The organism is Glutamicibacter sp. HZAU, from assembly GCF_004100365.1.
Classification (GTDB): domain Bacteria; phylum Actinomycetota; class Actinomycetes; order Actinomycetales; family Micrococcaceae; genus Glutamicibacter; species Glutamicibacter nicotianae.
The window spans coordinates 26,405-45,929 of the sequence record NZ_SCKZ01000002.1; the positions used below are offsets into that span (position 1 = coordinate 26,405).

Annotated in this window: 12 protein-coding genes and 1 riboswitch; of the genes, 9 read left to right on the plus strand and 3 right to left on the minus strand. The window is 56.2% G+C overall.

From position 1 onward, the window contains the following. Nucleotides 1-453: 453 nt before the first annotated feature. Genes EKH49_RS02770 through EKH49_RS16805 form a run of 5 tightly spaced genes read left to right on the plus strand, consistent with a single transcriptional unit; the run spans nucleotide 454 to nucleotide 7,496 of the window. A complete protein-coding gene (locus EKH49_RS02770) occupies nucleotides 454-3,183 on the plus strand; it encodes a DNA methyltransferase (RefSeq protein ID WP_201739547.1) in 2,730 nt (909 codons plus the stop codon). 59 nt (nucleotides 3,184-3,242) lie between these two features. Continuing rightward, nucleotides 3,243-5,162 carry a DEAD/DEAH box helicase gene (locus EKH49_RS02775; protein ID WP_236641011.1) on the plus strand — a complete coding sequence of 640 codons (1,920 nt, stop codon included), beginning with the start codon at nucleotides 3,243-3,245 and terminating at the stop codon, nucleotides 5,160-5,162. Further along, nucleotides 5,159-6,361 (plus strand): GIY-YIG nuclease family protein, encoded by a 1,203-nt coding sequence (locus tag EKH49_RS02780; protein WP_128469619.1) that lies wholly within the window; start codon nucleotides 5,159-5,161, stop codon nucleotides 6,359-6,361. Before EKH49_RS02775 ends, EKH49_RS02780 begins: the two co-directional genes overlap by 4 nt. Beyond that, the gene (locus EKH49_RS16800) at nucleotides 6,361-6,804 is read left to right on the plus strand and encodes an endonuclease NucS domain-containing protein (RefSeq protein WP_236641012.1); all 444 of its coding nucleotides are present in this window, start codon (nucleotides 6,361-6,363) and stop codon (nucleotides 6,802-6,804) included. The genes EKH49_RS02780 and EKH49_RS16800 overlap by 1 nt, the downstream gene beginning before the upstream one ends. Further along, nucleotides 6,801-7,496 (plus strand): hypothetical protein, encoded by a 696-nt coding sequence (locus EKH49_RS16805; RefSeq protein WP_236641013.1) that lies wholly within the window; start codon nucleotides 6,801-6,803, stop codon nucleotides 7,494-7,496. Before EKH49_RS16800 ends, EKH49_RS16805 begins: the two co-directional genes overlap by 4 nt. A gap of 339 nt (nucleotides 7,497-7,835) precedes the next feature. Here EKH49_RS16805 and EKH49_RS02790 read toward each other — a convergent pair whose 3' ends face one another. Next, the gene (locus EKH49_RS02790) at nucleotides 7,836-8,429 is read right to left on the minus strand and encodes a recombinase family protein (protein WP_128469620.1); all 594 of its coding nucleotides are present in this window, start codon (nucleotides 8,427-8,429) and stop codon (nucleotides 7,836-7,838) included. A 288-nt stretch (nucleotides 8,430-8,717) separates the two neighbouring features. Between EKH49_RS02790 and EKH49_RS02795 the strand changes: the two genes are divergently transcribed. After that, nucleotides 8,718-12,269 (plus strand): SIR2 family protein, encoded by a 3,552-nt coding sequence (locus EKH49_RS02795; RefSeq protein WP_128469621.1) that lies wholly within the window; start codon nucleotides 8,718-8,720, stop codon nucleotides 12,267-12,269. 767 nt (nucleotides 12,270-13,036) lie between these two features. On the opposite strand, the gene EKH49_RS02800 is transcribed toward EKH49_RS02795, so the two are convergent. Further along, complete coding sequence (locus EKH49_RS02800) at nucleotides 13,037-14,077, minus strand: methionine synthase (protein WP_128469622.1); 1,041 nt, start codon at nucleotides 14,075-14,077, stop codon at nucleotides 13,037-13,039. A 31-nt stretch (nucleotides 14,078-14,108) separates the two neighbouring features. Further along, nucleotides 14,109-15,101, minus strand: coding sequence for a putative oxygenase MesX (locus tag EKH49_RS02805; RefSeq protein WP_128469623.1), 993 nt, complete (start codon nucleotides 15,099-15,101; stop codon nucleotides 14,109-14,111). Nucleotides 15,102-15,222: 121 nt separating this feature from the next. Here EKH49_RS02805 and EKH49_RS02810 point away from each other — a divergent pair, with 121 nt between their 5' ends. The 3 genes from EKH49_RS02810 to EKH49_RS02820 all read left to right on the plus strand — a co-directional run bounded on the left by EKH49_RS02810 (nucleotide 15,223) and on the right by EKH49_RS02820 (nucleotide 19,051). After that, complete coding sequence (locus EKH49_RS02810) at nucleotides 15,223-16,164, plus strand: LysR family transcriptional regulator (RefSeq protein WP_128469624.1); 942 nt, start codon at nucleotides 15,223-15,225, stop codon at nucleotides 16,162-16,164. 219 nt (nucleotides 16,165-16,383) lie between these two features. Next, nucleotides 16,384-16,474: riboswitch (SAM riboswitch) on the plus strand. A gap of 61 nt (nucleotides 16,475-16,535) precedes the next feature. Beyond that, the gene (locus tag EKH49_RS02815; protein WP_128469625.1) at nucleotides 16,536-17,849 is read left to right on the plus strand and encodes an aminotransferase class I/II-fold pyridoxal phosphate-dependent enzyme; all 1,314 of its coding nucleotides are present in this window, start codon (nucleotides 16,536-16,538) and stop codon (nucleotides 17,847-17,849) included. Continuing rightward, nucleotides 17,846-19,051 (plus strand): cystathionine gamma-synthase, encoded by a 1,206-nt coding sequence (locus tag EKH49_RS02820; RefSeq protein WP_128469626.1) that lies wholly within the window; start codon nucleotides 17,846-17,848, stop codon nucleotides 19,049-19,051. The genes EKH49_RS02815 and EKH49_RS02820 overlap by 4 nt, the downstream gene beginning before the upstream one ends. Nucleotides 19,052-19,525: the final 474 nt, after the last annotated feature.

The window sequence follows — 19,525 nt, forward strand, 5'->3', positions numbered from 1 at the left end:
GAGCCACCATGGCTTGATTCTGTCGCGTAGTTTAAGCGGATAGCCCTGACCACAACGTTGCCAACATGTGTATTCCTAAGGTTCAGAGAATTGAATCGGGAATGATTGATTACGACAAGGTAGTTTGGGGATGGAGGATCGTGCCATCCCGAGCTGTGCGACTGATCGAAACGATCTCGCTAGACTCAGTAGCGCGGAACCGGACACCGGTATTGAGGCGGTCCAACGATCAAATTCGCGTTTCTGGAACATCGATGAATTCATTTTTTCCAGGGCATGGGAATTATGGATGCTTGGGCAGGCTTTTTGAAGAGCCTGGAATAACAAGTTGTCCCAGCACACCGGTAAGATTCGAGTAGGACTAACTTGCCGCTACATGGTTCAATGCATTCGTGGTGACGAGCAAGGGTTTGTAATGAGGCCGGAGCCGGGGGCTCGGTAGAAGGAGTTGCTTTGATAAAGCTCAATCTCAAAGCTGTCGAGGAACGTGTCGCTCCCCTGGGAGGCCAAGAAACCTACACCCGGGAATTCATCTTCGACCTGCTGGCGGCTTATGGCAGAGCCCAGGGCAATATCACCCGGTTGCGCAATGGCTCTTTGAACGTTGCAGAAGATCCGGCGACTGAAGTGGCCCAGAAGAATGTGGTCTACTTCAAGGAAACCACCAAGGACCCTCTGACGGTCATTGAAGAACTCCGCACGTCCCCGACAGTGGTGCGCTACAACACCCGGTTCGTCATCGTTACCGACTTCGCCGAGCTGGTGGCAATTGATACCAAGACCAATGAGACTCTGATGATCCCCATCCGGGAGATCGATCAGCACTTTACATTCTTCCTTCCCTGGGCGGGGATGGAAAAAGCCCAGTATGTCGCCGAAGCACACGCGGATGTCAAAGCGGCAGAACGCATGGGAAAACTCTTCGATGAGCTTCTCCAAGCCAATCCCGGACTGTTCGAGGATCCCACGGGGCGTCACGCGCTGAATACGTTCTTCACGCGGTTGCTGTTCTGCTTCTTCGCTGAAGACACCGGAATTTTTACCGAGAACCAGTTCACTAACGCTGTCGGGTCACATACCCAAACGGATGGTTCGGATGTTGCTGAATTCCTGACGGACTTGTTCACTGCATTGGATACGCAGTTCGCTTCTGCGAAACCTGCTCATCTGGCAGCGTTCCCGTACGTCAATGGCCGGCTTTTCCAAATTACCGCGGAGCAGACTGTCCCTCAGTTCACGAAGAAAGCACGTGACCTGTTGCTTGAGGCCGGGTCGTTGATTTGGCGTGAGATCAATCCGGATATTTTCGGGTCGATGTTCCAAGCGATCGTCACCCCTGGTAAGCGATCGAACCTGGGACAGCATTACACCTCGGTACCGAACATCTTGAAAACCATTGAACCGCTGTTCATGGACGAGTTAAAGGAGCAGTTCGGCAACGCGTACAACTCGGTGCCTCAACTGGAGAAGCTGCTGGATCGAATCGGCAAGATTAAGATCTTCGATCCGGCCTGTGGGTCAGGGAACTTCCTAGTCATCGCCTACAAGCAATTACGCCAGTTAGAGCACGCCATCCTTGAACGCCTCGGTGACTTGAGCGTCAAACACCAGCGGATCTCCCTGGAGTCCCGCATCAATATTGAGAACTTCTACGGCATCGAAATCGACGACTTCGCTGTAGAAGTCGCGATCCTGTCACTGTGGATTGCCAAGCACCAGATGAACGCTGAATTCTACGAGAAGTTCAATCTCAAGATTGAGCTGATCCCGTTGAAGGAAGCCGGGCAAATCGTCCAGGGCAACGCGACACGCGTCGATTGGAATATGGTCTGTCCGAATGACGGTGGTGAGATCTACCTAATCGGAAACCCACCGTATGTAGGGGCAAAAGTACAAACCAGGGAACAAAAAGAAGACTACGAATTCGTCTTCGGTAGTCGCCCCTACAACAAAAACTTGGATTACATTGCCTTATGGTTCGTGAAAGGCTCTGATTACATTCGGGACAAGCATGCTGAGCTGGCGTTCGTTACAACTAACTCGGTATCCCAAGGTGAGCATGTCTCGTTGATGTTCCCAATGATTTTCGCTCAAGGAATTGAAATCGGCTTCGCCTACACGTCATTCAAATGGGAAAACAACGCCAGAAGAAACGCGGGCGTGACCGTTGCTGTCATTGGACTGAGGAATGAGTCCTCTGAACAAAAGTATCTCTATACAGATGATCTGAAGATCGCTGCGGACAACATTAACGGGTATCTAGCTGATGGTCCCATTGTCTTCATGGAGCGTCGGAGTATGCCGCTTAACCGCAGCCTCCCGAGCATGGCTTTTGGGTCGATGCCGCGCGATGGCGGTGGCCTGATTCTTTCGGCGGAAGAACGTTCAGAAATGATTGCGGCCGATCCGCGAGCCGATTTTTTCATCAAGAGATATGTAGGTTCTTCCGAAATCATCAATGACGGCGAACGTTACTGTCTTTGGATTGAAGATGGACAGGCCGCTGAAGCCAGTGCCATCTCTGCGATTGGAGCGCGACTGAAGAAAGTCGGCGAAAATCGCGCTGAAAGCAAGGCCGCAAGTACCGCGGCATTTGCTTCACAACCGCATCGATTCGTTCAAATCAGCTACAAACCCACAGACTCGATCATCGTCCCTAGTATCTCGTCGGGCCGTCGTGAGTATATTCCAATGGGTTATCTCGGCCCCGACACTGTGATATCGAATAAGGGGTTCGCCGTCTATGACGCGGAACCTTGGGTCTTTGCATTATTGATGTCGAAAATTCACATGGCATGGGTCAATGCAGTGTCGGGACGGATGCGTGAGGACTATCAGTACTCGAATACGATCGTTTACAACAATTTCCCTGTCCCTTCTTTATCCGATGCGATGAAGGAGAAGCTGACGGTTGCGGCTCTGAGAGTGTTGGATGTGCGTGAGTATCACTGCGAGAAGACGCTGGCGGAGTTGTATGACCCAGATTTGATGCCGCAAGACCTCCGCGACGCGCACGCTGCGGTGGACGTGTTGGTGGATTCGATCTATTCCAAGAAGCCTTATGAAACGGACGAGCAGCGGCTGTCTGATTTGTTTGCCCTCTATGAGCAGATGAGTGCTGAAGAGGCAGCGAAAGCACCGGTCAAGAAGTCTCGTGCGTCGAAGAAAGCAGTAGCCCAGTGAACGCGTTGAAGAAGCCAGCGAACATCGTCAACGTCTCCTACGCCCAGACGAAAGCGTCGGTGAATACCGATGCGTTGGGGATGCGTGAGATGCAGCAACGGGTCTTTGCCCAGCGGGAGGCCCAGCATTTGCTGGTGAAGGCTCCTCCGGCCTCAGGCAAATCCCGTGCACTGATGTTCGTTGCCCTGGACAAGCTCTACAACCAAGGCCGCAAGAAGGTTATCGTTGCGGTCCCTGAACGCTCTATCGGCGCTTCGTTCGCATCTACGAACCTGACTAAGTTCGGTTTCTGGGCTGACTGGGAGATCAAGGACGAGCATAACCTGTGCGATGCCGGTTCGTCGGCGGGCAAGGTTGATGAGTTCATCAAGTTCCTGACCGGTCCTGATGCGGTGCTGGTGTGTACTCATGCGACGCTGCGCTTCGCGTTCGAGAAACTCGCTCCCGAAGCGTTCAACGGTACGGTGTTGGCGATCGATGAGTTCCATCATGTTTCCGCTGATACAGAGAACTCACGACTGGGTGCGCTGCTGCGTGATGTGATGAACGGGTCGGACGTTCACATCGTCGCGATGACCGGCTCCTACTTCCGTGGGGATTCCGTTCCGGTGTTGTCCCCGGAGGATGAAGCGAAGTTCACCCCGGTAACGTTCAACTACTATGACCAGCTCAACGGGTACGAGTACCTGCATTCCTTGGGTATTGGCCACCATTTCTACCAGGGCCGGTATACCGAGGCGATTGAGGAAGTCCTCGACCTGGATAAGAAAACCATCGTGCATATCCCGAACGTGAACTCGGGGGAGTCCACCAAGGACAAGATCGAAGAAGTCGGGTTCATCATCGATGCCATCGGCCAGGTTGAAAGCACCGATCCTGACACTGGGATTATTAGCGTGCGCCGTCGGGACACCGGACAGATGGTGCAGGTGGCTGATTTGGTCGATGACACGGACCAGAAGAAGCGCGGCGATACCCTGCACTACCTAGCGCATACGGCTTCAAAGAACCGTGATGCGGTGGACATCATAATTGCGTTGGGGATGGCGAAGGAAGGGTTTGACTGGCCCTATGCCGAGCATGCCCTGACTGTCGGGTACCGGGCTTCGCTCACTGAGGTTATCCAGATCATTGGGCGGGTGACCCGTGATAGTGAGGGCAAGTCCCATGCCCAGTTCACTAATCTGATTGCCCAGCCTGATGCGGCGACCGATGAGGTGAAACTGTCGGTCAACAACATCTTGAAGGCAATTACTGCGTCGTTGCTGATGGAGCAGGTGTTGGCGCCGAACTTCACGTTCAAGACCAAGCGGGGCAACGATGATGCACCGAAACCAGGCGAACTGAAAATCAAGGGCTTCAAGGAGCCTTCCACTGCGCGGGTGCGGCAGATCGTGACAACGGATCTGAACGATTTGAAGGCTACGATCCTGCAGGATGACACCTTTGCCAAGGCGGCTGCTGGCAGCCTTGACCCGGAAACGACGAACAAGGTTCTGATTCCGAAAATCATCCGTGAGAAATACCCGGACTTGACCGAAGCTCAGGTCGAGGAAGTCCGCCAGCAGGTCGTGGTTGACTCCGTGATCAAGAATGGTGAGGTGCGTGAGGTGGGGGACAAGCGCTTCATCAAGATGGCGGAGAAGTTCGTCAATATCGATGACATTGATATCAACCTGATCGATTCGGTTAATCCGTTCCAGCGGGCCTTTGAAGTGATGAGCAAATCGGTGACTCCGAATGTGCTGCGTATTATTTCGGATACCATCACTGCGACCCGGGTGGAGGTTACGGAGCAAGAAGCGTTGCAGCTGTGGCCGAAGATCCAGGCCTGGGTGAAGGTCAATGGGCGTAAGCCTGACGTTCGTAGCGAGGACCCGACGGAGAAGAGATACGCTGAAGCGCTGCTGTTCTTGCAGCGGAAGAAGCAGCAGCATTTGGCGAACCAGCGAGCAACACAGGTGGGCAACGAGGCATGAGCGAACAAGAAGACGTGACCCCAGGACTGGATGCCGCTGAGCCGGTGTTGGATATTCAGTCGCTGATCGATTCTGATCTTGATGGGTTGCTTGATACTCCTGAGAAGCCGAGGAAGATCACCGCCAAGGGGCGGTTGGAACGCGCTTTCTTGGAGATTGTCGAGTTCAACAAGTCTCATGGGCGTCCACCCAGTTCCACGACTCGGGAGATTGCCGAGCGTAAGCTCGGTGCCCGGTTGGAAGGAATTCTGGCCAGTGAAGAGAAAATCTCTGTGTTGAAGCCTCTGGATGAGCTGGGGTTGCTTGAGTTCCCGGAAACACCGGATTCGTTGGACGAGTTGCTGAGTTCGGATGGGTTGGATCTGTTGGATGATGATCTGGGTCTTCTCGACGTTTCTGATCTGCCGCAGTCGGCATCGCGCAGGGAAGCGGAATCAGTTGCTCGACGGAAGAAAGCGACTGACTTTGAACGGTTTGAACACCTTTTCAAGGCCAAACATGCTGAGCTAGTCGCGAACGAGTTCCGCCTCATTCCTTTCAAAGGTTTGCACACGATTACCGAGGGACAGTTCTTCGTCCTCAACGGCGTCATGCTCCTCATCGCCGAGGTCGGAGAAGATAACCTGACTCCGAACCAAGACAAGTTCAAGCGTAAGCAACGACTTCGTATTGTCTTCGAAAATGGGACTGAATCGTCGATGTATCGGCAGTCGTTGTCTCAGCGGCTCTTCGAGAATGATGGCCAAACACTGGTCCGGACTGGACATGATGCCTCAGAGGTGGGGGATGCTGATCAGGAATCCGGCCATGTCTATGTGCTTCGCTCGTTGAGCATTGATCCGCAGGTTTCCTCGATCCAGAACCTGCACAAGATCGGGTTCAGCACCACCACAGTCCAAGAGCGCATCGCGAACGCGGCAGGCAGCCCCACATACTTGATGGCTCCAGTGGAAATTGTGGCCGACTATCGGGCATACAACTTGCGTGCTTCAGCGCTAGAGCATCTGCTGCACCGAGTCTTCGCCTCAGTCCGCCTGGATATCACCCAAATCGATCGTGAGGGAAAGAACTACGACCCCTCCGAATGGTTTGTCGTGCCATTGAACGTGATCAACCAAGCGATCAGCATGATCATGTCCGGCGAGATCACCGACTACGTGTACGATCCTGCCGTGCAGCGGCTGGTGGAGCGTTCCTAATGGGTATGGAGATGGGATTATGGCGTGCTGACGGCGACCACCTCACCCGCATCACGCCCACCGCTATTGGGCTGGAAGCCCAGCTGGAATCGTATATCGAGTCTGATCCGACAATGCTGGGTGAAACTCTGCTGATTATTGGACGCCAGGTGCCGACCGCTCATGGAGGTTTCATCGACCTGTTGGCGCTCGATGAGACTGCTGCGGTTCATGTGATCGAGCTCAAGCGGGATCGGACACCGCGCGATGTCACCGCACAGACACTGGATTACGGCTCCTGGGTCGCCACGCTGGGTCGAGCAGAGATCACCAAGATCTTCGCCAATTATCGGCCCGGTATTGCGTTGGAAGAAGCCTTCAACGAGCAGTTCGGCGGCACACTGCCGGACGAGGTGAACACCGCCCAGGTCTTCACCTCGTCCGGCAGTGTGCCGCCGAGGTGAACACCGCCCAGGTCTTCACTATTGTGGCAGCATCTGTTGATGCCGCAACGGAGCGGATCGTGCGGTTCCTGAACGAAGACTTCGGTGTTCCGATCAACGTGGTGTTCTTCCGGCACTTCCACGACAACGGGGCCTCGTACCTTGCCCGTACCTGGCTCGTAGAGCACGAAGTGCAACCCGCCATCTCGGCCGCTACATCACGGAAGAGCAAGTCTCGTGAGCCGTGGAATGGTCAGGACTGGTATGTCTCCTTCGGGGATTCACCCGAAGGAAGGCAATGGACTGACGGAATGAAATACGGGTTCATATCTGCCGGGGGTGAGAAGTGGTTCTCGCGTACGTTGAAGAATCTCACGCCTGGCGCCCGTGTATTTACCTGTATCCCCAAAAATGGGTACGTCGGAGTGGGCACGGTACTGGGTGAAGCGAAACGGTTTGATGAGACCACTGTCCTCTACGACGGCACCGAGACGGCACTGACAGCACTTCCACTGGTGGGATCTTACCGTCACGAAGGTGACCAAGATGATGATTTAGCTGAATGGTCCGTGCCCGTTCAATGGACTCACGCAGTACCGCGGGAGCAAGGTTTTTGGAAGCCCGGGATGTTTGCTAATCAGAACACGGCGACTAAGCTGCGCAGCCAGTTCACTATCGACCAGGTTTCAGAGGCCTTCGGACTCGACGAATAGCGCGACCGCGAACTTTTGATGCGCGAAGTATTTGGGTTCTCAAGTGGATTCCATGTGGTAGAGGGATTCGAGCGGAATTTGACCGGTGAACTGAGAGTATCGGCCGTGTTTATTTTTCGGTATGGATCGCGATGCTCAACCGCAAGCGTAAAAGACTGAACCGATGACTGACAACCAAAAAATTATGGCGAACTTGTTGATCTTGTTGCGTTCGGGCTGAGCCATGTCGTAATCCGTTCCCTCGGCCAGTCTTTAGCTTACCGGTCTCTATGAAATAGTTCTGGTCCTATTTGAACAGTCCAGACTGACAAGACGAGTCCAGCAAGTAGGTGTGAGTATCTATGTGTTGCTGTTGGAACGCTGTTCTCTGATCCTTCGGTAAAGTGTTGCGCGAGACATCCCCATGTCCTTGGCGACTTGGGTTGCTGGTTCGCCGGCCTGGATGAGTTTTGCGGCGGTGCGGATTTGGGATTCGGTGAAGGTGGGGCGTCGGCCGCCGAGGTCGCCTCCGGTGGTGCGGCGTTTGGTGACCGAATCATTGATGCGTTCGCGTTTGATCTCGAGCTCCATCTGCGCGAGTGCTGCCATGACGGTGAAGACCATGGCTCCCATGGGCGTTTTCGTATCGACGTCACCGCCGCCCAAGTTCAGCACCCGTAAACCAATATTTCGCTTACGAAGCTCTTCGGCGAGGTCGAGCATTTTCTGGGTGGAGCGCCCAAGACGGTCCAGGGTAGTGATCACGAGGGTATCATCCGGATGCAGGGCGGTCAGTGCTTTATCCAAGCCGGGACGTTTGGCCAGTGCTCCGGATTGGCCGTGGTCGATATAGAGGTCATCGCGGCGGACGCCGGCGGCGAGGAGGTCTTGGATTTGCCGGTCGGCGTCTTGGGCTTTGGTTGATACGCGGGCGTAGCCGATCAGTTTGGTCATTGGTCCTTCAAAAGTGTCTCGCAACTAATGGTGTAGACCTGATTTTACGCCATTGGTTGCGAGACATAGTTGCGAGAATTATGGACCGTTGAGATTCTGCGGATTTTTCGCCAAGTGAGAGACACGCGACGAGACGTCTTGCAACCTATAGGTTGAAAGACTGTATAGGATCAACCGACTTTGACACTGAGAACTAATAGTGAGTTGCTACGATCGTTCAGAGTCATGCTGAAACAGAGCAATTTATGCGTGTGTTTCATCCTAACGACATAAGAGGAGTAACTGGCAGTGTGGATCACGAGCGAGGTCAACCTTCCCCAGAAAGTTATTGATGACCACGAAAACGGTGAATTAGTTCTCTTTATTGGTGCGGGTGCTTCAATGGGTGCACCTTCGAGTCTTCCTTCATTTGAAGCATTGGCTAAAGAACTCGCAAGGCTAGCGGGAGAACCATTCAACAGTAAGGTCGGACTAGACTACTTCTTGGGCTCCCTGCCTGACGACTTCGACGTCCATCGACATACACGTGATCTCATTGAACGCGAAGAATCGAAGCCGAATAGCACTCATGCTGCGCTGATGAGGATTGCCTTATCTAGGGATCAGCCTCGCTTAGTTACGACAAACTTTGATAGACATTTATCAACTGTATCCAAAAATGACGAACTCGACATTTGGGCTGGCCCGGCCGTTCCGTTAGGACATGATTTTACTGGCATCGTTCACTTACATGGCTCGACCGAGAGGAACCCTCGGTATTTAGTCCTGACAGACAGAGATTTCGGACGGGCATACCTTACTGATGCGTGGGCAACAAGGTTTTTGCTGCAACTGTTCCAGAAATTTACAGTTCTTTTTGTTGGTTACAGTCATGAGGATCCCATCATGCGCTACCTTGCCTTGGGACTGCCGTCGAGAACTTCTCGATATGCATTCATGGGGGTGAAAGAACAAGATGGGACGAACACCGACGCTGATAAAGAGCGCAATAAGTGGTCGAGCCTTGGTATCGAAACGATTGAATATCCTGTCCACGGCAACGATCACAAGGCTTTAGTGGCTGCTCTCGAAGCGTGGGACCTGCGAGTTAGGATGGGAGGAACTGACCACAGCGCAATGACGGCGGAAATCATTGCCGGGGGAACTCAGATCACTCCTGTGGACCACGATTATCTGCTTAGCAGATTGTCCACGGAAGAAGGTGCACATGAATTTGTGAAACACGTCGAAACAGTTGAACCGGTTCTTCAAGCACAGTGGCTTCGATGGATTGAAGATTTTCCCTCGTTTAAGGGTATTTTTTCGTCAGGATTGCGCGGTTCAATTCCTTCGATTTTGGGGCGCTGGTTCTGCTGGTCGTTTATCGCTAAACCAGAACTTCACGGCGCGGCTTTGCAAACAGTGCAGCGACTAGGTCAAAAATTTGATGCGGCATTCATCGAGATGGCTTGTATGGCTGCGAACGAATTGTACAAGCAAGACAAATTTGCGGGACGGCGCTGGAAGTCGTTTCTGGCATCCTCAGTGTCGCGTACCGGTGCCTCGGCCCTGGAGTTCGGACTCTTACCCTATGAACCTCACGATGAAGAGGAGGCAGGAGCGGTACTTCGTGCGGTTATCGACCCATATTTGTTGCTGAAGCCCCGGATAACGTTTGATGAAACGCAAGATCTGATGCAGTTGCCTGACGCTGTGGTGCATTGGGAAGCTCATTCCAGAACCCTAGCCCGGCACGTCTCTAAAGCTGTCGCATCCAGGAGGCCCGGTGACTGGGCGCTGGGCAATTTGCTGGAGATGGCTCTTCAAAGCGCGTACGAATTGCTCAATACATACCACGGGGACCGAAATTGGGATCCTTTAACCTTCGGTCGTATGGCCATTGAGCCCCATGAACAGGATCAGTATCGCAAACCCATTGACGCGATCATCGATGGACTTCGTGACTATGGCGAGAAAGCCCTTCCTGTCAACTCAACTTTGATTGACACCTGGTGGTCAACGGATCTAACGCTTTTCCGTCGACTGTCCATCCATCTTCTTAGACTGAACCAAGCAGTATCCGTAGATGAAAAAATTTCTTGGTTGCTTGAAAGATCAGTTCTTTTCGAGACTGAGCTAAAACACGAAGTTTATCTCGCCCTGAAAAGTTCAGTAGGGGAGTCATCCGAGACGAGTCGCAAGAATCTTCTCGCCGCAACCCGAATCGGACCCGTGAGGGATGAAGAAATTCCAGACCACGAGCGGCGCAATGCGTACGCTGTTTTCAATCTTGTGAGCTGGTTGTTCAGAAGTGATCCCGGGTGGACTGAAGCGAGGGAAGTACTAGACGAACTGAAGTCTGGTAATCCAGAATTTCTTGAGCGTGAGCATCCTGATATGAACAGATGGATGACAGGAGGAACGTGGGCCGGAAAACTTCCCATGGAAGTCGACGAATTTATCTCCAAGTTCAGAAGCGAACCATTGCATACAGTTGAAGATCTCCTTAGCCAGGACTATTCAAGAGAGAACGTCGAAGAGCCCGAATGGTCTGACTGCCTTTCCCTCGTACGGCAAGTCGCGGAATCGCAACCTGATATTGGATATGAATTTTGGTCACTCATTACCTCCAACCCAGACGTTAGCCATTCTAAGAATGAACTGTTCATCTCCATAGTTGAAGGCTGGGCTATGGCAATGAAAGAAGACGTAGGAGTTGCAATGCTTGAACGAGTTGCAAGTCTAACGTCTTCCAAGGTAGCGGCCCGGGCAGTCAGTCGTTTTCTTCTGGAACAGATCCAAAAACGGATAGATGAGGATGATTCCGAATTCTTGGGCAAGATGCGTCATCTAGCCATAGACCTTTTCGCTAAACAGAGCGATGGTTATCGACATTCAGGGCAATCTGCTAAGAATTCGATTGCGGTGTTGGAGCTCAACTCTTGGCCAGGGGATCTCGCGCATTACTGGATCTCTGAAGTTGATCGTAGGTGGCGGAAACATCGTGAGGAATGGGTTGGGCTGGATGACGAAGAACGGGCAGCGATAAAGCGGCTCATAGGTGATCCCGAGCATGTATGCGATGCAGCTGGTCCTGCTTTCGCGGGAAATCTGTACTTCATGCACGCAGCTGATTCTCAGTTCACCGTAGACCATATACTTCCGCTATTCGAAGATGAGAGATTCAGACGGGCTTCCTGGAGGGCATATTTGCATAACCCGCGTATTGACAACCAACTTCTAGCTGCAGGGTTCACCGATCGTCTTATCACTGCTTGGGGGCTTATACACGAGCTCGAAGTTCATCTCCAGGGTCAATTCTTTAGCCTAGTCATATCGCTTATTTCGTATTCGAGTATTTCCGAAGAACAGCGTGAGAAGCTACTCGAACAAAGTATCCTTGCTGAGAATGGAAAATATGCTTCATCTTTTGTTCAAACAATAGGGACCTTTTTGGAAGATGCTGGTGTCGACCGAACGGAAGTTTGGAAGCGTTGGTTGCGCGATTATATGTCTCGGCGTTTAAGAGGCATCCCTAGAGATGCTGGGACTGATGAGGTTTCTTCATGGGGATACCTGATTCCATATTTGGGGGACGGTGTCCCTGAGGCGATTGAGATGTATGAGCCTCACGAGGTTGGTTTTGATACTCGGCATTGTCGATGGGATTTTCCTGATGCAGTTATCTCGGAATATGGGAGTGATTTGGTCGGTCATTATGCGCATCGGATTCGCCATACAAGGAGGGATATTTACGGTATTACTCATGAGCTAGACGAGTTACTTGCTGCCTTGAAGCGCACGCTTGATGATAATCAGATTCAACCAATTATTGAGGCCAGGGAATCGATCGGTCTCTAGATCGGGAACTCAGAAGGCGACAAACGCACGAAAGCCGAATTAAGTGGGTGAACTTGAAGTGCACAATCTCTGGCTTGCACTCATGCAATCGTTTTGCTTCTGCTGTCTAACTCGGTGTTACAAATGCGACTGATGGTGGGAGGCTCTTGCTGTATGGGTAGGTAAGTTGCTACAGAATGGAAGCATCGTTATGGAAAAGGGCCGGTGTCGCGCCGCCAAGTTAAGAAGTGGTCCATAGCCCCGAGTCCTTTCAAGTCTCTCAGGAGCGTCAGTTGAGGTGAATTCGCACGTCTTGCTTGCCAAAGACGGTTCGAATAAAGCTGCGGAGGCGGCCCATGGCGGAAGAAGTATCAATACTCGTGAAATAGGTAATGAGTCGACACCTAGTTTGTGGTACGGAGTTTTGCGACGAACTGCCCTTGAGAATCTGTTGATTTTTCAACTGTCGAAGATTTCCGGCCAACCCGGTTGAGTGGTGTGTCATAAACGACGGTTATCGAGACCCAGCAAAGTTGTCTGGTCTATTGAATTAGGCATTGTCGCATTCAGCTGTAGAAAACTTCCGAGGACGGTTTATGCGATGATTTTAAAAATCGCCTATACTCCAGCCCGGTCATTGGAGATTGCACAGGCTGTGAACTTGATCCAATTTTGGGGAATCAGTCGACGCTGCTGAGCCGAGCTTCGTCACATCGAGATCCTGCGCTCTCAAGAAATGAATGGTGATGTTGCCAGACTGTGCGAGCACTTCTTTGACTTGCGCAGTCTCAGACACTGGCGCCGACAAGCTCCTCGCGCAGCACCGCGGCTCCGGCGCTCAGAGCGCTGAGCTTGGCCAAGGCGACATTGCGGGGGAAGGGCGCCATTCCGCAGTTGGTGCTCGGAATCAGTTTGTCGGCATCCACATACTCCAGCGCCTTGCGCAGGGTTTCTGCGACCTCTTCAGAGGTTTCAATCTGCTGGTTGGCCACGTCGATGGCGCCAAGCATGACTCGTTTGCCGCGCACCAACTCCACGACCTCCAGTGGGACATTCGAGTGGTGTGATTCCAGCGAAATGGTGTTAATGGACGAACGCTGCAGCAGCGGGAAGGATTTCTCATAGTGCCGCCACTGGGTGCCCAGGGTCGCCTTCCAGTCATTGTTCGCCTTGATGCCGTAACCGAAGCAAATATGCGCAACGGTCTCAGCTTTCAACCCTTCGCAGGCGCGCTCCAGCGTGGCCACGCCCCAGTCGGCCACCTCGTCAAAGAAGACGTTGAACGCCGGCTCGTCGAATTGGATGACATCCACGCCTGCAGCTTCCAGTTCCTTGGCCTCCTGGTTCAGGATGGCAGCGAACTCCCAGGCTAGCTTCTCGCGGCTGCCGTAGTAGCCATCATGCAGGGTATCCACCATGGTCATTGGGCCGGGCAGGGTCCACTTGATCTGCCGGTCGGTCAGCGTGCGCAGGAACTGTGCATCCTCTACGAATACCGGGGCCTTGCGCTCCACTGCGCCGACAACGCTGGGGACGCTGGCCTCATAGCGGTCGCGGATCAGCACGGTCTGCTTGTTCTCGAAGTCAACCCCTGACAGGTGCTCGATGAAGGTCGTCACAAAGTGCTGTCGGGTCTGCTCTCCGTCGGAAATGATGTCGATGCCGCGGCGGGTCTGCTCCAGCACTGCGGAGCGCATCGCGTCCTGCTTGCCCTCGGTCAGCGCCGCCCCTTCCAACTTCCACGGAGACCACAACGTCTCGGTTTCAGAAAGCCAGGAAGGCTTGGGCAGGGAGCCGACGATAGAGGTGGCAAGCAGGGAATTGGTCATAACTGGTCCTTTGGATTCTGAAGATAATTGATTAGGCGGCGGGGACTGCGCAGTTGGAGGCCCAGGTTTCGAGCAGCTCGCGGTGCGGGGCGATGAAGTGCTCCTCGGTGAACTTGCCCTGGATCTTGCCCAGCTGGGTGCGTTCCTCGCGATCATAGGAAATGCGAGTTGGCGAAAAGTCCTGCGCTCCGAGGCTCGGCCGGTAGATCGCCGGAGCCGGTGAATTCGCGTTATAGATCTCCGGACGGTAGATCTTCTGGAAGGTTTCCATGGTGCTGATCAGGCTGATCAGCTGCAGGTCGGTGTAGTCGGCCAGCAGGTCGCCACGGAAGTAGAAGGCCAGCGGAGCGACGGATCCTTCAGGCATGAAGTAGCGCACGCGCAGCCCCATCTTCGCGAAGTAGGCATCGGTCAGCGAGTATTCGTCCTGGCGGTACTCCCAGCCCAGCACTGGGTGGCGATTACCGTTGCGGCGGTAAATCTTGGAAGTGGAGACGCTGATGCAGATGACCGGCAACTGCTCGAAGCGCTCGCGGTACGCTGCGGAATTCAGGAAATGCTCGAAAAGCCTGCCGTGAAGCTCTCCGAAATCCTTAGGTGGCACCGGCTTGCCATCGGAGTCGATGGCCTGCGGCAGCACAACGCTGAAGTCGTAGTCGCGCACATAGGATGAGAAATTGTTGCCGATGATGCCGGGGCTGCGCACACCGGTTTTGCGGTCCAGGATGCTGGTGTCCAGCATCTCCAGCAACGGGAAGTCCTGCGCGCCCTGTTCCGAGTCGAAGTGCACGTTGGCGGAGATGATTTCAAGATCCAGTGCATAGCGCTCGCCGTCGGGATTGTCCCAGTGAGCCAGAGAATTGAAGCGCCGATTGATCATCGTCAGGGCATTGCGCAAATTCTGCTGGCAGTGCTCTCCGCGGGCCAGATTGGCGAAGTTCGTGGTGAGGCGCGAGTCCGCCGACGGGGTGTAGTTTTCGTTGAATTCTGTGCTCGAAATGCTGAAGGTCAATGCGTCTGCCATGGCGGCCAATCTGTTGGTCAGCGGCCGGAAGCGGCCGGAAGAAGGTCGATGCGTCAATCATGCATGGCATTTTTGATATCAGGTAACTCTGTCTAACTATGGATTAATATAGACTCAAACTATGGTTCAGGGAACGAGCGGTCTGACACTGCAACAATTGCGCTACTTCACCGCGGTCGCGGCCGAGGGTTCCATCTCGGCTGCCGCCGACCTTTTGTACGTCGCCCAGCCAAGCATGTCCGCGGCAATGAAGGAGCTAGAGGCACGGGTGGGGCGCACGTTGCTCATCCGCTCGGCCCGGGGTATCACGCTCACCAGCGACGGCGCCGAATTCCTCGGCTACGCCCGGCAGGTGCTGGAGCAGGTGGAGCTGCTGGAGCACCGCTATCTCGGCCGTCCGTCGGCCCGCCGCCTGCTGGGCGTCTCCACCCAGCACTACTCCTTCGCGGTGGATGCCTTCGTGCGGATGGTCCAGGCCAGCGGCGCCGACGAGTACGAATTCTCGCTGCGCGAGACCCGCACCGAGCAGATCATCGAGGACGTTCGCACGCTGCGCAGCGAAATCGGGATCCTCTACCTCAACGACTTCAACCGCAAGGTCATCGAGAAGCTGCTGCGCGAATCCCGGCTCGTGTTCCACCCGCTCTTCCGCTCCCAACCGCACATCTTCGTCGCCCGGAGCAACCCGCTGGCCTCCCGCACCCTGGTGTCCCTCGAAGACCTCGAAGACCTGCCGCGGCTGACCTTCGACCAAGGTGCGAACAACTCCTTCTACTTCGCCGAGGAGATCCTCTCCACCCGCTCCAGCCAGCGTGAAATCCAGGTCTCGGACCGCGCCACCATCTTCAACCTGATGATCGGTCTGGGCGGGTACACCATCTCCACCGGCATCATCAGCGACGAGCTGGATCCGTCCATCGTCTCCATCCCGCTGGATGTCGAAGAGCGCATCGATGTCGGCTGGATCGACCACGCAGCGATCCCGCTGACCGAGCAGGCCCGGCGCTACCTGGACGAGGTGCGCGCGGTGGTTGCTGGATTCGGAGTCGAAGTCCTGGGCTGAGCGTCATCTCCGGTCATTGAAGTTTGGTGCTTTGTCATGTGCGAGTCCGAAATCCTTTGGATTTCAAGGATTCTTTCCTCATCGGCGCGTCATATAAGGGTTTCGGCCCTCATGTCATCATGACAATTCGGCGACATATGAAGCGCGGCGGCCTTCTGTGAAGCGCAGCGATTCGGGCCGCTTGCCCGGTTCGCGGCCGATGCCCAACCATGGAAGAACAAACCATCAAGAGCGGCTGAGAGATCTGGCTCGACGACGCCGCAGCAACCACCGGGAAACCGAAAGGTGCTACCGCCAGAAACGATGGAGCAGTTCCGGACCCGTGGCTTCGGTGTCCGGTGCACTCCCTCGCAGAGAATCGAGGAGGAGCAATGAGCCAGGAAACCGACGCGGTGCACGCAGGGTACCGCCCGAGCGGAGAGTTCCGCCCGATGCTGCCGCCACTTCACAATTCCGCGGCCTACCAATTCGCATCGCATGCCGAAGCGGTGGAGAAGTTCGCACTTCGCCAGGCGGGCTTCACCTACTCCCGTACCGGCAACCCGACCGTGTCCATCCTCGAGCAGCGCGTCGCAGCCCTGGAAGGCGGAGCCCACGCGGTGGCCACCGCCACCGGGCAGGCCGCTGTGGCCCTGTCCCTGCTGGCCCTGACCCAGGGGCCCAAGCACATTGTGGCTTCCTCCTCGCTGTACGGAGGCACCGTGGACCTGTTCACCGACACCTTCGCCGACTTCGGCATCCGGATCAGCTTTGTCGACCAAGCCGATCCGGCCGCCTGGGCCGCGGCCATCGAGGAGGACACCCGGGCGTTCTTCCTTGAGTCGGTCTCCAACCCGCTGTGCACCGTGGCCGACATCCCGGCCATCGCGGCCATCGCGCACGAGCGCAACATCCCGGTGGTAGTCGACAACACCTTGGCCACCCCGCTGAACGTGCGCCCGCTGGAACTCGGTGCGGACATCGTGGTGCACTCGGCCACCAAGGGATTGGCCGGGCACGGCTCGGTGCTCGGCGGGGTAGTGGTGGATTCGGGAACTTTCGACTTCTCCGATCCGCTGCGCTGGCCGCAGATCGCCGCACCGCGCGAGCGGCTGAATGGCACTTCGCTGCTTGAACGCCACGGGCCGGCGGCCTATGCGATGCTGGTTCGTTCCAAGTTCCTGCACGATCTGGGCCCGACCCTCGCCCCGGCCAGCGCCCAGGGCATCCTTGCAGGCATCGAGACCCTGCCGGTGCGCGCGGCCCACGTGCAGCGCAGCGTCGCCCGGCTGATCGACGCGCTTGCCGAGTATCCGGGCATTGCCGCCATCCACCACCCCGCGCTGTCCGAGCACCCCAGCCACGAGCTGGCCCGGACGCTGGCGCCGAAGGGCACCGGCTGCGTGCTGGCCATCGAGCTGGCCCACCCATCCCTGGTTTCCCCGGTCATCGACGGGCTCAAACTGATCAGCCTGGCCGCGAATGTCGGCGATACCCGCACCATGGTCGCCCACCCGGCCACCATGACGCACTGCCGGCTCTCCGAAGCGCAGCTGGCAGCCGCCGGGCTGAACACCTCGACCCTGCGCCTGTCGGTGGGACTGGAAGACCCGGCCGACCTGCTGGCGGATATCACCCAGTCGCTGGATCGTGCTCTGGCCGCAACCCGGGCCACCGCCGACACCAAGGAAGTGAGCTTCGCATGAGCGGCTTCAACACCCTGGCCGTGCACGCCGGCCAGCACAAGGACCCGCACACCGGTGCGGTGATCCCGCCGATCTACCAGACCAGCACCTTCATCCAGGACGGCATCAACGTGCTGCGCGCCGGGCACGAGTACTCGCGCGGCTCCAACCCGACCCGCAACGGCTTCGAATCCCAGCTCGCCGCGCTGGAAGGCGGGGCCGCCGGCTTCTCCTTCGCCTCGGGCATCGCGGCCGAAGACGCGCTGCTGCGCGCAGTGCTTGAGCCGGGCGACCACATCGTGCTGGGGGCCGACGGCTACGGCGGCACCAACCGGCTGATCTCCAAGCTGCACGGCAAATGGGGGATCAGCTCCTCGGCGGTGGACATCACCAACCTGGATGCGGTGCGCGCCGCGCTGCGCCCGAACACCGCGCTGCTCTGGGTGGAGACCCCGTCCAACCCGCTGCTGGGCATCGCCGACCTGGCCGGCTGGGCCGCCATCGCCGCCGAGCACGGCGCCCTGCTGGTCGTGGACAACACCTTCGCCACCCCGTACCTGCAACGGCCGCTGGACTTCGGAGCGCACGCGGTGGTGCACTCGACCACCAAATACATTGGGGGGCACTCCGACGTCCTCGGCGGCGCGGTCATCGTGGCCGACCACCTGCACCGCGGCCAAGCGCTGGCCGAAGCCGTCGGCTACCAGCAGTTCGCCGGGGGAGCGGTCTCCGGTCCGCAGGATTCCTACCTGGCCGCCCGCGGGCTGAAGACCCTGGGCCTGCGCATGGAACGCCACTGCGCCACCGCATCAACCCTGGCCGAATGGCTCGATGACCGTCCCGAGGTCGCCCGCGTCTACTATCCCGGGCTGGAAAGCCACCCGGGCCACGAGCTTGCCAAGCGCCAGCAGCGCGGTTTCGGAGGCATCCTCTCACTGCAGCTCTCCGATGAAGCGGCAGCCCGCGCCTTCGCCGAGTCCATGGAATACTTCCAGCTCTCGGTGTCCCTGGGCGGGGTGGAATCCCTGGTCTGCTATCCGCGCGAAATGACCCACGCGTCGCTGATCGGCACACCGCTGGAGATTCCAGCGAACTTGGTCCGCCTCTCGGTGGGCATCGAGGAGCCCGAGGACCTGATTGCCGATCTGGAACGCGGGCTGGCCGCAGCCGCGAAGGCTTCCGAGGCCGACAGCATCCAGCACCGCAGCCTGGCTACCGCCTGACCTGCCGTCGCAGCACGCGGGCCGCCCGCACAGGAAGGCCCGCGTGCAAGACGTCGGCACCGCTTAGCGATTCGCGCCTCCGGGGCACTCCAAGCTTGCAAAACTGGGTTCCGACCTAATGATCTCCGGCATCGCGATCTGTGCCCCTCACGACGATTGCTTTCGGGGAGCCGCCTATGCCGCGAAATCCATTAGTTGGCGATGGCAAGGACGGGGCCGTGGTGCAGTGGGCTCCTCCGAGGAGGTTCAGGCCTTGGAACCCGACTTGCCCAATGCGAAGGTCGGTGCCGTCGGCGCGCACGCCGGGGGATCGCCGCATGCGTTCGAGCTGCACACTTTCTCCCCTGAAGCCAAAGTGTTCGAGGATCAGGTATGCGGATCGATGAACGCCTCGGGCGTCCAATGGCTCACCAATACTGCGAAGACAGCTGCGAACTATCGAGCCTCCCGGAGAACGCTTATGGGCAGGTCCGG